A 13,660-nucleotide genomic window follows, 5' to 3' on the forward strand; every position below is an offset into this window, starting at 1 on the left:
GCCAAGTAAAAGGTCATTCATTAATGATCCATGCAGGTGGTGATAATCACTCTGATCACCCAGCAGCATTAGGCGGTGGCGGTCCTCGTATGGCGTGTGGCGTAATTAAATAACATAATTAAATTTAAATGTATGAAAAAGGGGATGTTTAACACATCCCCTTTTGTTATTTGGTTAACATCCCTTGTTGAATCTGGAACAGCCTATCCTGCTCACTTTCTTGCCATTGCATTTGGTTTAGCTGGTCTTTAGTAATTGCTGTCACAAACACCTGTGAGCCGCTTTCTCGTAAACGATGTGCCAATAGTTCTCGCTTAGTCGGATCTAATTCGGAGGCAAAATCATCAATCAAAAATAAACACTGGCGCTCTTTTTGCGCCACCAAATACTCGCCTTGAGCTAAACGTAACGCACACATCAGCAATTTTAATTGCCCGCGGGAAAGTACATCTTCCACCGGTAAACCGTTCGCCCGAAAACGGAAATCCGCCTTTTGCGGGCCAATCATGGTATAGCCCGTCGCTTTATCTCGCTCAAAACCTTGAGCAAGAATCTCGGCATAATCGGCACCTTGCTCCCAACCTTGATGGAAACTTACACCAATTTCCAATTCAGGTAAGAAAAACTGACAGGTTTTCTCAATTTCCGGCCGTAATGCTTCCGCATAGCTCGCACGCATTTGGCTTACTGTTTCCGCCAATTTAACCAGTTCAATATCCCACGGTTTTAATTCGACATAACTACGTACCTGATGTAATGCCGCATTCCGTTGCTTGAGTAAACGTTTTAAATTCGCCCAGTAACTATAAAATTCGGTATATTGATGGAATAGCCCCCAGTCTAAAAACGCTCGACGGAAAGTCGGCCCGCCATTTAACAAGGTTAGTCCTTCCGGCGTAATCACCTGCATCGGCAATAAATGTGCCAAGTCGGAAATCTTATTACCGTCTTCGCCATTAATTTTAAGCAAAGTATCACCCGAACGTTTTTTCTGGATACCAACCGACCATTGATGTTGCCCCTCGTCAATACGACCGTGTAACACAAAATCTTCCGCTTGGTAGTGAATAATCCGATTACTAATATGGCTTTTGAACGATCTACCGTGTCCTAAATAAAAAATCGCTTCCAGCAAACTGGTTTTCCCACTGCCGTTATGCCCTACGATAAAATTAAAATTCGGACTGAGTTCAAGATCGATAGACTGGAGATTACGGAAATTATTGATAATTAATCTGGATAGGGGCATAAAAATAACCACGGAAAACACGGAGCTATACAGAAATAATTGTAGCTCCGCAAATAGGATTAAAGACGCATTGGCATAATAACGTATTCAGCAGTGCTGTTATCACAATCTTCAATTAGGCAGCTTGAACTTGCATCCACCAAATTGAAACGCACACGCTCACATTTTAAGGTGTTCAGCACGTCTAACAAATAACTCACGTTAAAGCCGACTTCCATTTCCAGGCTTTGATATGCCACGTCAATGATCTCTTCCGCTTCTTCTTGTTCCGGGTTATTTGCGGTAATTTTTAGTAAGTTTTCACTTAACGCTAAACGCACGCCACGGAATTTTTCATTCGATAAAATTGCCGCACGCATTAATGCACGTTTTAACACTTCGGTTTCCGCTTCTAAAATGCGATCCGCGTTTCGTGGTAATACACGGCGATAGTCAGGGAAACGCCCATCAATCAGTTTAGAGGTAAACACCACACCGTTCATTGATACACGTAAATTGCTGGTACCGATTTCTAAACGTACCGTTTCATCACTCACGGCAACAAGACGAGATAATTCCAATACCGCTTTGCGAGGCACAATCACCGAATGAGTTAATAACTCTTGATTTAACGCCATGGTACAAACCGCTAGACGGTGTCCGTCCGTTGCTACGGTACGCAATAAATTGCCTTCAGTTTCGAACTTCATGCCGTTTAAGAAATAACGAGCATCTTGGTTTGCCATCGAGAATTGAGTCGCATCAATCAAACGAGCAAGGGTGGATTGTTCAATCGAAAAATCCACTTCCGGCTTCCAATCCATTAAATTCGGATAATCGCTTGCCGGTAATGTAGCTAAATTGAATTTACTGCGAGCCGCTCTAACTAAAGCACGATATTCTTCGAATTGTACCGAAATGCTGCTATCTTCCGGCAAACTACGGCAAATATCGAGAAATTTCTTGGCAGGAATAGTAAATTTTCCAGCAAAATCGACCGCTTGTTCAAGGGTTGCCACCGTGGTTAATTCCACTTCTAAGTCGGTTCCGGTTAACGATAAACGGTCGCCTTCGATTTCAAGCAGAATATTATTAATCACAGGCAAAGTCGGGCGGCTGCTTAATACGCCACAGACCTGTTGTAAAGGCTTAAGTAACTGTTCTCTGGTTATCGTAAATTGCATAATAATCCCTTATCGCCTATGACGATAATTTTCTGGTTAAGTTGGTATAATCTTCTTGAATACCGCTATCGGTATCACGTAATTCATTAATCGTTTTACAAGCGTGCATCACGGTAGTGTGATCGCGTCCACCAAATTCTCGCCCGATTTCTGGCAAACTGTGGTTGGTTAATTCTTTTGCTAACGCCATCGCCATTTGACGAGGACGAGCAACCGAACGGGTACGGCTCTTTGACTTTAAGTCAGACATTTTAATGTTGTAATATTCGGCAACCGTTTTTTGAATATTTTCAATCGTAATTAAGTGATCGTAAGAAGCAATCAGATCTTTTAACGCTTCACGCACTGCATCAATCGTGATTTGACGCTTGGTAAAGTTACGCCACGCAATCACTCGGTTTAACGCACCTTCTAATTCTCGTACGTTGGTACGCAATTTTTGCCCGATGAAAAATGCCACTTCTTCCGGTAACTCTACTCCACGCTCTTCCGCTTTTTTCATCAGAATCGCCACTCGGGTTTCCAATTCAGGCGGTTCAATTGCGGTGCTTACCCCCCAACTGAGTCGAGATTTGATGCGTTCTTCGATATTCTCAATATTTTTCGGGAAGTTATCCGAAGCCAAGATAATCTGTTTATTACGCTCGAATAATGAATTAAACGTGTGGAAAAACTCTTCTTGTGAGGCTTCTTTATTAGCAAAGAATTGAATATCGTCAATCATCAACACGTCAAGTGAACGATAGAATTTCTTAAAATTCTCAATCGTATTGCCCTTCAACGCTTTTACCATATCCTGCACAAAACGCTCTGAGTGAATATAGACCACTCTCGCTTGCGGGTTACGTTTTAGAATTTCATTACCGACCGCATGCAATAAATGCGTTTTACCCAAACCAGTACCACCGTAAAGTGAAAACGGATTACAGTGACTTTCACCCGGATTATCCGCTATTTGCTGTGCGACCGCTTTGGCTAATTGGTTTGATTTACCTTGTACGAAATTTTCAAAAGTCAGCGATTCGTTTAAACCTGTTCTAAAATTTTTATTGGTTTCTTGTACTTCTTCTTTTGAATTGTTGCTTGTCGTGCTGGCTGAAGTCGGTTTGTGTTCCGCCGGCTTAATACCAACACGAATTGAAACCGCTAAATTGTCATTTTTAGATAAAAAGCGGGCAAGATCGACGATCTCCGCCAAAAATTTATCTTTTACCCAATTTTCAACAAATTGATTTTGAGCATAAAGAGTGAGCTCCCCGTTTGCAAAACTTGCCTGCAAAGGGCGTAGCCAAGTGCTGTAATCAGTCGGCGATACTTTCGTTTGTAAGTGATTAAGACAATCAGACCAAAGGGAAGACACGATTTGCTCCAAGGAATTAAAGTTAAAATGAACTGTCAATAATACCTTAAAATCCTGTGGAAATCTTGTAAATTTTCAAGAAAAAATCATTCTAGATTTTTATACAAGCAATTTGTCCAAAATTCCGCTATAATTTCCTCTATTTCTGTCCATCATTTACTAAATAAAAGCAATGAAAGAATCTATTATCAACAAATTAGAAAGCCTAAGTGAACGCCATGAGGAATTACAAGCCTTATTAGGCGATCCATCCGTGATTAACGATCAAGACAAATTCCGTGCTTATTCAAAAGAATATTCACAACTTGAAGAAGTGGTAACCACTTTCAATCGTTGGAAAAAATTAAACAACGATATCGAAGAAGCACAAATTCTGCTTGATGATCCGGATATGAAAGATATGGCGGCGGAAGAAATTGCGGAAAATAAAGCCGAAATCGAAAATTTGGAACAACATTTACAAATCCTATTACTGCCGAAAGATCCGAATGACGAATACAATGCATTCTTAGAGATTCGTGCCGGTACGGGCGGCGACGAAGCGGGTATTTTCGCCGGCGATTTATATCGTATGTACAGCCGTTACTGTGAAAGCAAACGCTGGAGAATCGAAGAAATGTCTGCCAACGAAAGTGAACAAGGCGGATATAAAGAAATCATCGTTAAAATCAGCGGTGAAGGTGTGTACGGTCAACTTAAATTCGAATCGGGCGGTCACCGTGTACAACGTGTACCGAAAACCGAATCACAAGGCCGTATCCACACCTCTGCGTGTACCGTTGCAGTAATGCCAGAATTACCGGAATCTGAAATGCCGGAAATCAACCCAGCGGATTTACGTATTGATACTTATCGCTCATCAGGTGCCGGCGGTCAGCACGTTAATACTACCGATTCTGCGGTACGTATCACACACATTCCGACCGGTATTGTAGTAGAGTGCCAAGACGAACGCTCACAACACAAAAACAAAGCGAAAGCACTTTCGGTATTAGCTTCTCGTATCGTTCAGGTTGAACAAGAGCGCCAAGCGGCAGAACAAGCTGATACTCGCCGTAACTTACTTGGCTCAGGTGACCGTTCGGATAAGATCCGTACCTACAACTACCCACAAGGCCGTATTACCGATCACCGTATCAATCTAACCGTTTACCGTTTAGATGAAGTAATGAATGGTAAAATTGACGAATTAATTCAGCCGATTATTACCGAATACCAAGCGGATCAGTTAGCTGCGCTTTCTGATAACGCTTAATTTGGATAGAAGGTGGGGCTAGCCACTTTCTATCTTTTACTCTTACTTTCTGGAAAGCAAATATGAATAAAATTTTCTTAGCAACTGCAGTTGCACTCTTAAGCGCTTGTACCACTTACACAACCAGTAATGCGCCATCAGCGAGCCGTGAAGCGACAACTCAAAGTTTTATCGGTGAATGGGAATGCCGTATGGACGACGGCAGCATTGCGACAAGTAATAAAGTGAAACTTAGCCAAGACGGTAAAGCGACCTATTTAGGCAAAATGGTGTTACCGAATGATAATCCGATTTTCAGCTATGATATTAATCGTAACGGTACTTGGAGCTATGCTAACCACACCCTGACATATAAATTTACTCAAGGCAGCGTAACCCGTGCGCATACGGATGAAATTCAGCAAGCATTGAAAATGGATCTAGAGTTAAACAGCTCTGAAAAACAGTACTACAATGCACTGAGCAAGCAGATGACGAAAAAGAGCAACCCAATTAATTTAGCGGTAAGTAACTTCGCTCAGAATTCATTTACTATTCAGCAAAAAGTCGGAAATACAGCGCGCACCGGTCACTGTGTCCGCCCGACAAACTAAACTCATCATTGGTAGGGACAGAAGGCTATCTGCCCTATAATAATCTGATAAAAGGTTCTAATGACTTATACCGAATGGCTCGCTTATGCAGTAAATGCGTTACAAGCAAATTTAGCTCAAGATCCCTATCTTCATCCTAAAACGGACGCAAACATACTGTTACAAGCAGTCACAAAACGCTCAAAATCTGCAATTTTTGCTTTTAGTGAAACCGAACTAAGCCAAACGGAAATGTCTCAACTGGAGACGTTGCTTACTTGCCGCTTACAAGGCGAACCAATGGCGTATATTTTAGGTGAAAAAGAATTTTGGTCGTTGCCGTTAAAAGTTTCACCACATACGTTAATCCCTCGGCCGGATACGGAACGCTTGGTTGAAGTCGCATTAGAATGGGCTTACAAGCGGTTAGAAATCCAAAAAACTTTGCAAATTTTAGATTTAGGTACCGGTACCGGTGCAATCGCCTTAGCACTGGCTTCCGAACTGGGCGATCAAGCCCAAATCATCGGCGTGGATTTTAAACCGGAAGCGGTTGTACTTGCTGAAACCAATCGCCAAAATTTAGGTTTTCAAAACGTAACCTTTTTACAAAGCGATTGGTTTTCCGCTCTTGAAAATCAGCAATTTGAACTTATTGTTAGCAATCCGCCTTATATTGATAAACAAGATGAAAATCTGAAATACGGCGATGTACGCTTTGAACCTCTTTCCGCTCTTGTTGCTGAACAGGACGGTTTAAGTGATTTGCAAAAAATTATTAAAAATGCACCGCGTTACTTAGCTAATAACGGTGCATTAATGTTAGAACACGGTTGGCAGCAAGCTCAAGCGGTTCAACAAATTTTTCAACAATATCAATGGGATGAAATAGCCTCATTCCAAGATTACGGCGGTAATGACCGCATGACGAAAGCAGTAAGAAAGGCCAAATAATGGACGATATTATTCAAGAATTACTCAAAGAACTGGAAGATCCGAAAATTGAAATCAGTCGCAGCGAATTGCAAAAATATTTATACCGAGAAATGGTTCGACTGACGTTACTGATTGATGATTCCTTGAGTGAACCGCAAGTATTGGGTTTAATGTCTGCACTAGTAAAAAAAGCCCGTTATCAAGTAAATGCCACATCGGATGCCGAACGTATTCAACAATTACTTGATCTTGTCTATCAAGAATGGAAATTTAACTGTGATTATGAAGGTTATTTCCATACGGATAATTTATTGCTTAACCGAGTGATTCGTCGTCATCAAGGTATGCCAGTTTCTGTTGGCGCGATTGTGTTATATTTAGCAGCAGCGCTTGATTTACCACTTTATCCGGTAAATTTCCCAACACAATTAATCTTACGTGCCGAAATGAAAGATGAAAAAGGTAAAACCACGGTACGTTTTATTAATCCCTGGGACGGCAGCTTCTTACCGATGGAACTCTTGATTAAATGGCTTGAAGGCGAAGTCGGTTATGGCGTTGAATTATCGCCGGATTTACTGCACAAAGCTCAGCCGCACGAATTACTTGAACGAGTAGAAACCGTCTTTAAAATGGCGCTGACTCGTGAGAAAAAATACGAAGAAACCTTACGCGTAATTGAATACCGCCTTGTGTTTAGCCCAGAAGATCCGTATGAAATTCGTGATCGAGGAATGGTGCTGGCAAGTATGGACTGCTACCAAGCGGCATATGAAGATCTCAGTTATTTTATCGATCAATGTCCGGAAGATCCTTCCGCCGTAATGCTTAAACTCGAAATGAAAGGTTTAGAGCAAAAAAGCAAAGAAAGTAGATTACATTAAGGGCTATATTATGACAGAGCAAGAACGAAAATTCCGATTAGACGCAGTTCAAGCTGCTATAGATAATAACTTATTAGAAGGATTATATCTTGATCAGCAAACACTTAATCTCTTTAATGCTTGGATTGAGAATCAAATTAGCTTTGATGAAGTAGAAAAAAATATCTATGAAATATGCGGAATTAGATCGTTACACTGATAAAAATGGTGTTTTGTTCAATAACTTAAATGCGAAAACGGAACAAGAATTAGAAGAAAAAGAAAGTCGCATTGTCGCCCTGCAGTCTATAAAACTTCGTTTATTGCCTGTAGAAGGAAATTTCGATCTTGCACACTTACAGGAAATTCATCGTCGGCTATTCAATGATATTTATGAATGGGCTGGAGAAATTAGAGATGTTGGAATAACAAAAGGAAAAACTGTATTTGCTAGTCCTCATCGCATTCAACCTGAATTTGCTAAGTTATACAAACGTTATCAAAATGAAGCTTTTCTTCTATTATCTAAATTAGAAGTAGCAAATAAATTAGCCTACTATTTAAGCGAAATAAATATTTTACATCCATTTAGAGAAGGGAATGGTCGAGTGCAACGTGAATTTATTATTCAACTTGCACAAAAATTTGGTTACCGCTTACATTTTAATGGCGTCTCACAACAAGAAATGATCCTCGCTTCTGAAAAATCTGCACTCTATTGTGATAATTCGCTTTTAGAGAAAATAATTTTAGCTCGGCTAGAGCCAAATAAATAAAGGAAATCTTATGAACAACAAAATCGTAAAAGTCGGCAATATCGAAGTGGCGAATGACAAGCCGTTTACTTTATTCGGCGGTATGAACGTATTAGAAAGCCGTGATATGGCAATGCGTGTCTGTGAAAAATACATAGAAGTCACTAACAAACTCGGCGTGCCTTATGTATTTAAAGCGTCTTTCGATAAAGCGAACCGCTCGTCAATTCACTCTTACCGTGGACCGGGTATGGAAGAAGGTTTAAAAATCTTCCAAGAATTAAAAGATACCTTCGGTGTAAATATCATTACCGACGTACACGAAATTTATCAATGCAAACCGGTTGCGGAAGTGGTGGATATTATCCAGTTACCGGCATTCTTAGCTCGCCAAACGGATTTAGTCGAAGCAATGGCACGTACCGGTGCTGTGATTAACGTGAAAAAACCACAATTTTTAAGCCCGGGTCAAATGGGCAATATCGTGGAAAAAATTGCGGAATGTGGTAACGAAAACGTGATTCTTTGCGACCGTGGTACCAACTTCGGCTACGATAATTTAGTGGTGGATATGCTCGGCTTCAACATTATGAAAAAAGTATCGAAAGGCTGTCCGGTAATTTTTGACGTGACTCATTCATTACAATGCCGTGACCCGTTCGGTGCAGCATCAGGCGGTCGCCGTGATCAAGTAACTGAATTGGCTCGTAGCGGTATGGCGATCGGTTTAGCCGGTTTATTCCTTGAAGCGCATCCGGATCCGAACAGTGCGAAATGTGACGGTCCGTCAGCCTTACCTTTATCAAAATTAGAAGCATTCGTTAGCCAAATGAAAGCGATTGATGATTTAGTCAAATCATTCGAAGAAATTGATACGTCAAACTAATGTCTATTACCACGGGGAGTCATCACTTCTCGTGGTAAAAATTTAAGGAGCCTTCCATGACTGTGCTTAATATCGTTTTTCTGGATAAAACCGGTGTACCCACCCACGAAATTCCTCGCCCTTCCTTTCCTCATACTTGGACGGAATACGACAGTACCGATTCTTCACAAACCTTTGAGCGTGCTAAAGATGCGGATATTATCGTCACCAGCAAAGTATTACTCGGCAGAGAATTACTGGCTCAATTACCGAAACTTAAATTAATCGCGATTACCGCCACCGGTACCAATAATGTTGATTTAGTCGCGGCGAAAGAATTAGGTATTGCGGTAAAAAATGTGACTGGCTATTCCACCACAACAGTACCGGAACACGTTTTAGGTATGATTTTTGCGTTAAAGCACAGCTTAATTGGTTATCATCGAGACCAAATTACCTCGGATCGTTGGGCGACTTGTGGGCAGTTCTGCTATGTCGATCATCCGGTAACCGATATTCGTGGTTCAACCTTAGGTATTTTCGGTAAAGGCAACACTGGTTCAGAAGTCGCTCGCTTAGCACAAGCGGTCGGAATGAAGGTAATTTTTGCAGAACACAAAGGTGCAACTGAAATTCGTGAAGGTTATACCGCTTTTGAAGAAGTATTTAAGCAAGCTGATATTATTTCATTGCATTGCCCGCTCACCGATTCAACTCAAAACCTGATTAACGCCGAAACCTTGGCATTAATGAAACCGACCGCTTATTTAATTAATACCGGCCGAGGCACGTTAGTGGATGAAGCAGCATTATTAGCTGCTTTAGAGAACGGAAATATTGCCGGAGCGGCGCTGGACGTATTAGTCAAAGAGCCGCCGGAAAAAGACAATCCGTTAATGCAGGCAGCCAAACGCTTACCGAATTTATTAATTACCCCGCACGTTGCGTGGGCAAGCGCTTCGGCGGTTACTACTTTAGTGAATAAAGTGACGCAGAATATGGAAGAATTTGTACTCAACGGAAAATAACATTTCACGAAATAGCCTGATTCCTAAAAGATACAAGCGGTTTAAAATTAGCGAAAATTTGCAAAAATTCGGTAAATTTGACCGCTTGCTTTTTGAGTATTAGGTATAAATGGCTAACAATATAAACTATGAATTTAACAACTCTTTTTATCGCCTTTCGCTATTGGCGTTCCAAAAGTGCCGACCGGTTTGGGCGCTTAGTGACTAACTTGGTAAGTTTTGGGATCGTGCTTGGTGTGATGGCATTAGTTATCGTGCTGTCGGTAATGAATGGTCTGGAGAATATGCAAAAGCGCAATTTGCTTTCTACACTTCCGCACGCCATTGTGTTACCGCAAGAAGGATATTTCGATAAAAATCAATCACTTAACTTACCGGCATTTGCTAGTAAAAGCGTAGCGATTAATAAAGCGAATGTAATTATCCAAAGCCAGCAAGGAATCAACGCCGGTCAACTACTCGGTGTTGAAAATGAAAGTGATGATCCGATGCTATTCGGCGAGAATGTCAAAGTACTCTTGCCACAAGGTGAATTTAACGTATTGATCGGCTCACCTCTTGCTAACAAGTTAAATATTGGCACGGGTGAAAAGATCCGTTTGATGATTACCGAAAACAGTCAATATACGCCGATGGGGCGTGTGCCGGTACAGCGTTTATTTAACGTGGTCGGTATTTACCATACTAACAATGAAGCGAGCGAATATACTCTTTTCGCCAATCTTGCCGATGTTGGTCGTTTACTGCGGATAACTGAAGACCAAGTGCAAGGTATGCGGTTATATTTGCAAGATCCATTCCAAGTTACCGAACTTAGCCAATATTTCGATGCAAATAACTACAAAATTAGTGACTGGCGTGAACAAAAAGGTGAATTTTTCCAAGCGGTTCGTATGGAAAAAAATATGATGGGTTTATTGATCAGCCTGATAATTATCGTTGCAATTTCCAATATCGTGACCTCACTCAGTCTGATGGTGGTAGATAAACAAGGTGAAATCGCCATCTTACAAACCCAAGGTTTAACTAAACGACAAGTGACACAAATTTTTATTTTCCAAGGTGTGATTGTCGGCGTAATCGGTTCGATTTTGGGTGGCATTATCGGTGCGGTTATCACGCTCAATTTGGATGAGATTGTGGCATTACTCAATCCGAATATTCATCTGCCGACACTGATTTCACCAATGCAGGTGGCAACAATTATCGTGACTTCGATTGTGTTGTCATTGGTTTGTGCCCTTTATCCTGCATACCGAGCAGCAAAAATTGAGCCGGCTCAAGCATTGAGATATGAATAATTTCAACCACGGAATACACAGATAACACGGAAAATAAAATGTAATGATATATTCCGTGTGTTCTGTGGTTTACAAGAGAAACCTCGGATTGGGATATAAATATTATTAACTACGGAATACTCGGATAGTACGGAAAAAATTTCTGTGTATTCAGTGTGTTCCGTGGTTCTAAATATTTCCACTTAAATGAAGATAAAAACAATATGACCGAATTGTTACGCTGTGAAAATATCAGCAAATTTTATGATGAGGGCAACCAAAAGGTGCAAGTCCTCAAAGACGTTTCGTTTTCGATGAATAGCGGTGAATTAGTTGCAATTGTCGGCTCATCCGGTTCAGGCAAAAGCACCCTATTGCACACGCTTGGCGGTTTGGATCAACCGAGTTCGGGCGAAGTTTGGATCAAACAAAAATCGCTACAAAAATTAAGTGCGAATAAACTGGCGCAACTACGTAACCAAAATCTAGGTTTCGTTTACCAATTCCATCACTTAATGGCGGATTTTACTGCGCTTGAAAACGTGATGATGCCAATGCTAATCGGTAATCAAAACAAAAGCGAAGCTCAAGATCGTGCCGAAAAAATGCTACAAGCGGTCGGATTATCGCACCGAATTACCCATCGCCCTTCAGCACTTTCCGGTGGCGAACGCCAACGTGTGGCGATTGCCCGTGCGTTAGTCAATAATCCGGCGCTCGTGTTAGCTGATGAACCGACCGGTAACCTCGACCAAAAAACCACCGAAAGTATTTTTGATCTGATCAAACAACTGAATGCCGAGCAAAATATCGCATTTTTGTTAGTTACTCACGACCTAAATTTGGCAAATAAATTAGCTCGTCGCTTTGTGATGCGAGATGGTGTATTAAGCGAGGCAGATTAATGAATACTCCCTTTTTTATTAGCTGGCGTTATCAGCGAGGCAAACAAAAAAATCGGTTGGTCTCCTTAATCTCGCTGTTTTCCAGTGTCGGCATTGCGCTTGGTGTGGCGGTATTAATTATCGGCTTAAGTGCGATGAATGGCTTCGAGCGAGAACTAAATCAGCGTGTGCTTTCCGTTGTTCCACACGCCGAGCTGTATTCCTATCATGGTAATGAAAACGCCCCGATACAAGCGGGTAAAAAACTGGAAAATCTTGCAAAAAGTCACCCAAATGTGACTGCGGTTTCGCCTTTCGTTAGCTTTACCGGCTTGATCGAAAACGGTACGCAATTGAAAATCGCCCAAGTTCGAGGCGTTGATCCGGTTAAGCAAGATAAAGTCAGTTCGCTTAGCCATTATATTCCGAGTGAGCAATGGCAGGCTTTCCATCAACAAGGCGGTTTGATTCTTGGTGCCGGTATTGCTAAAGATTTGGAAGTCGCCGCTGGTGATGAAGTCACGCTATTATTGCCGCAACCGACCGAGGACGGCAAATTGGCTCAACCGTTACGTTTCAGCTTACCGGTAACCAGCGTACTGAAACTGGAAGGGCAACTCGATCATAGCTATGCGTTATTGCCGATTGAGAAAGCCCAAGAGTTATTGGAATATCAACCGAATGAATATTCGGGCATTGAGTTGGCATTAAAAGAACCGTTCAAAGTACAAGAACTGCAAATGCCGGAACTCGCTAACTTTAATCAACCGCTGTATCTCAACACTTGGATTGAAAAATTCGGTTATATGTATAACGACATTCAGCTAGTGCGCACCGTGATGTATATTGCAATGGTATTAGTGATCGGTGTTGCGTGTTTTAATATTATTTCTACGCTGATTATGGCAGTAAAAGATAAGCAAGGTGATATTGCGATTATGCGCACACTTGGCGCCAATAATAGTTTTATCAAACGCATTTTTCTGTGGTACGGTTTATTATCCGGTATGAAAGGGGCGTTGGCAGGGATTATACTCGGCGTGATACTGTCGCTGAATTTAACCGTAATGATTAAAGCAATCGAAGGATTTTTCAGTATCAAGCTGCTATCAGACGGCGTTTACTTCGTAGATTTCCTACCAAGCGAACTACACTGGCAAGATGTCGCTTATGTGTTAATCGCAACCATTGTGTTAAGTCTATTCGCCAGCCTCTATCCGGCAACCCGAGCAGCAAAATTAGAACCGGCAAAAGTCTTAAGCGGTCATTAACTTTGAGATGAAAAAAGCACGAGTTTGATCTGACCCCAAAAAGTTAGACTGTTTAATTTAAGGACCGAGTTCTGTATTGTACAGGGCTGAGTCCTTTTAATTTCACTTGAATACGCTCATTGTTGTAATAATGAATGTACTCGTGAATCACTTTCTCAAGCTGTTCGAAAGTTTCAAAG

Annotated in this window: 16 protein-coding genes; 12 read left to right on the top strand and 4 right to left on the bottom strand. The window is 41.4% G+C overall.

The features are described 5' to 3' along the window. Positions 1-113: superoxide dismutase family protein (locus HMPREF0027_RS01545; RefSeq protein ID WP_044024214.1), on the top strand; the 113-nt coding region annotated here is incomplete at its 5' end. Between the two features lie 53 nt (positions 114-166). On the opposite strand, the gene recF is transcribed toward HMPREF0027_RS01545, so the two are convergent. Genes recF through dnaA form a run of 3 tightly spaced genes read right to left on the bottom strand, consistent with a single transcriptional unit; the run spans position 167 to position 3,784 of the window. Continuing rightward, on the bottom strand, positions 167-1,249 hold the full coding sequence (recF, locus tag HMPREF0027_RS01550; RefSeq protein WP_005621584.1) for a DNA replication/repair protein RecF: 1,083 nt from the start codon (positions 1,247-1,249) through the stop codon (positions 167-169). A 59-nt stretch (positions 1,250-1,308) separates the two neighbouring features. Then, positions 1,309-2,412, bottom strand: coding sequence for a DNA polymerase III subunit beta (gene dnaN / locus HMPREF0027_RS01555; RefSeq protein WP_005621586.1), 1,104 nt, complete (start codon positions 2,410-2,412; stop codon positions 1,309-1,311). Between the two features lie 16 nt (positions 2,413-2,428). Beyond that, positions 2,429-3,784 carry a chromosomal replication initiator protein DnaA gene (dnaA, locus tag HMPREF0027_RS01560; protein WP_208853663.1) on the bottom strand — a complete coding sequence of 452 codons (1,356 nt, stop codon included), beginning with the start codon at positions 3,782-3,784 and terminating at the stop codon, positions 2,429-2,431. A 160-nt stretch (positions 3,785-3,944) separates the two neighbouring features. On the opposite strand from dnaA, the gene prfA reads away from it, so the two are divergent. The 11 genes from prfA to lolE all read left to right on the top strand — a co-directional run bounded on the left by prfA (position 3,945) and on the right by lolE (position 13,481). Then, on the top strand, positions 3,945-5,027 hold the full coding sequence (gene prfA / locus HMPREF0027_RS01565; RefSeq protein ID WP_005621589.1) for a peptide chain release factor 1: 1,083 nt from the start codon (positions 3,945-3,947) through the stop codon (positions 5,025-5,027). 62 nt (positions 5,028-5,089) lie between these two features. Further along, on the top strand, positions 5,090-5,620 hold the full coding sequence (locus tag HMPREF0027_RS01570) for a hypothetical protein (RefSeq protein WP_005621591.1): 531 nt from the start codon (positions 5,090-5,092) through the stop codon (positions 5,618-5,620). A gap of 60 nt (positions 5,621-5,680) precedes the next feature. After that, on the top strand, positions 5,681-6,553 hold the full coding sequence (gene prmC, locus HMPREF0027_RS01575; RefSeq protein ID WP_005621593.1) for a peptide chain release factor N(5)-glutamine methyltransferase: 873 nt from the start codon (positions 5,681-5,683) through the stop codon (positions 6,551-6,553). Then, positions 6,553-7,419, top strand: coding sequence for a SirB1 family protein (locus tag HMPREF0027_RS01580; RefSeq protein WP_005621595.1), 867 nt, complete (start codon positions 6,553-6,555; stop codon positions 7,417-7,419). The genes prmC and HMPREF0027_RS01580 overlap by 1 nt, the downstream gene beginning before the upstream one ends. 10 nt (positions 7,420-7,429) lie before the next feature. Next, entirely contained in the window at positions 7,430-7,618 is a 189-nt protein-coding gene (locus HMPREF0027_RS01585) for an antitoxin VbhA family protein (protein WP_005621597.1), read from the top strand. Then, positions 7,587-8,174: a Fic/DOC family protein gene (locus HMPREF0027_RS01590; RefSeq protein WP_005621598.1), complete on the top strand. Its 588-nt coding sequence runs from the start codon at positions 7,587-7,589 to the stop codon at positions 8,172-8,174. The genes HMPREF0027_RS01585 and HMPREF0027_RS01590 overlap by 32 nt, the downstream gene beginning before the upstream one ends. Before the next feature lie 10 nt (positions 8,175-8,184). Beyond that, the gene (kdsA, locus tag HMPREF0027_RS01595) at positions 8,185-9,039 is read left to right on the top strand and encodes a 3-deoxy-8-phosphooctulonate synthase (RefSeq protein WP_005621600.1); all 855 of its coding nucleotides are present in this window, start codon (positions 8,185-8,187) and stop codon (positions 9,037-9,039) included. Between the two features lie 56 nt (positions 9,040-9,095). Next, positions 9,096-10,046, top strand: a complete 951-nt coding sequence (locus HMPREF0027_RS01600) for a 2-hydroxyacid dehydrogenase (RefSeq protein ID WP_005621601.1) — start codon at positions 9,096-9,098, stop codon at positions 10,044-10,046. Positions 10,047-10,174: 128 nt separating this feature from the next. Then, positions 10,175-11,347 carry a lipoprotein-releasing ABC transporter permease subunit gene (locus HMPREF0027_RS01605; RefSeq protein ID WP_005621605.1) on the top strand — a complete coding sequence of 391 codons (1,173 nt, stop codon included), beginning with the start codon at positions 10,175-10,177 and terminating at the stop codon, positions 11,345-11,347. Between the two features lie 203 nt (positions 11,348-11,550). Then, complete coding sequence (gene lolD / locus HMPREF0027_RS01610; protein WP_044024395.1) at positions 11,551-12,231, top strand: lipoprotein-releasing ABC transporter ATP-binding protein LolD; 681 nt, start codon at positions 11,551-11,553, stop codon at positions 12,229-12,231. Further along, positions 12,231-13,481: a lipoprotein-releasing ABC transporter permease subunit LolE gene (gene lolE, locus HMPREF0027_RS01615; protein ID WP_005621609.1), complete on the top strand. Its 1,251-nt coding sequence runs from the start codon at positions 12,231-12,233 to the stop codon at positions 13,479-13,481. The genes lolD and lolE overlap by 1 nt, the downstream gene beginning before the upstream one ends. Before the next feature lie 52 nt (positions 13,482-13,533). Here the strand turns inward: lolE and HMPREF0027_RS11475 are convergent. Continuing rightward, the coding region (locus HMPREF0027_RS11475) for an IS3 family transposase (protein WP_155812108.1) at positions 13,534-13,660 on the bottom strand (127 nt) is incomplete at its 5' end.

This window comes from Actinobacillus ureae ATCC 25976 (genome assembly GCF_000188255.1).
Lineage (GTDB): Bacteria > Pseudomonadota > Gammaproteobacteria > Enterobacterales > Pasteurellaceae > Actinobacillus > Actinobacillus ureae.

Coding starts and splice junctions, on each gene's coding strand:
- HMPREF0027_RS01600 (WP_005621601.1), top strand. CDS start 9,096: ATGACTGTGCTTAATATCGTTTTTCTGGATAAAACCGGTGTACCCACC.
- lolD (WP_044024395.1), top strand. CDS start 11,551: ATGACCGAATTGTTACGCTGTGAAAATATCAGCAAATTTTATGATGAG.
- prmC (WP_005621593.1), top strand. CDS start 5,681: ATGACTTATACCGAATGGCTCGCTTATGCAGTAAATGCGTTACAAGCA.
- recF (WP_005621584.1), bottom strand. CDS start 1,249: ATGCCCCTATCCAGATTAATTATCAATAATTTCCGTAATCTCCAGTCT.
- HMPREF0027_RS01605 (WP_005621605.1), top strand. CDS start 10,175: ATGAATTTAACAACTCTTTTTATCGCCTTTCGCTATTGGCGTTCCAAA.
- HMPREF0027_RS01585 (WP_005621597.1), top strand. CDS start 7,430: ATGACAGAGCAAGAACGAAAATTCCGATTAGACGCAGTTCAAGCTGCT.
- kdsA (WP_005621600.1), top strand. CDS start 8,185: ATGAACAACAAAATCGTAAAAGTCGGCAATATCGAAGTGGCGAATGAC.
- HMPREF0027_RS01570 (WP_005621591.1), top strand. CDS start 5,090: ATGAATAAAATTTTCTTAGCAACTGCAGTTGCACTCTTAAGCGCTTGT.
- HMPREF0027_RS01590 (WP_005621598.1), top strand. CDS start 7,587: ATGAAATATGCGGAATTAGATCGTTACACTGATAAAAATGGTGTTTTG.
- dnaN (WP_005621586.1), bottom strand. CDS start 2,412: ATGCAATTTACGATAACCAGAGAACAGTTACTTAAGCCTTTACAACAG.
- HMPREF0027_RS01580 (WP_005621595.1), top strand. CDS start 6,553: ATGGACGATATTATTCAAGAATTACTCAAAGAACTGGAAGATCCGAAA.
- lolE (WP_005621609.1), top strand. CDS start 12,231: ATGAATACTCCCTTTTTTATTAGCTGGCGTTATCAGCGAGGCAAACAA.
- prfA (WP_005621589.1), top strand. CDS start 3,945: ATGAAAGAATCTATTATCAACAAATTAGAAAGCCTAAGTGAACGCCAT.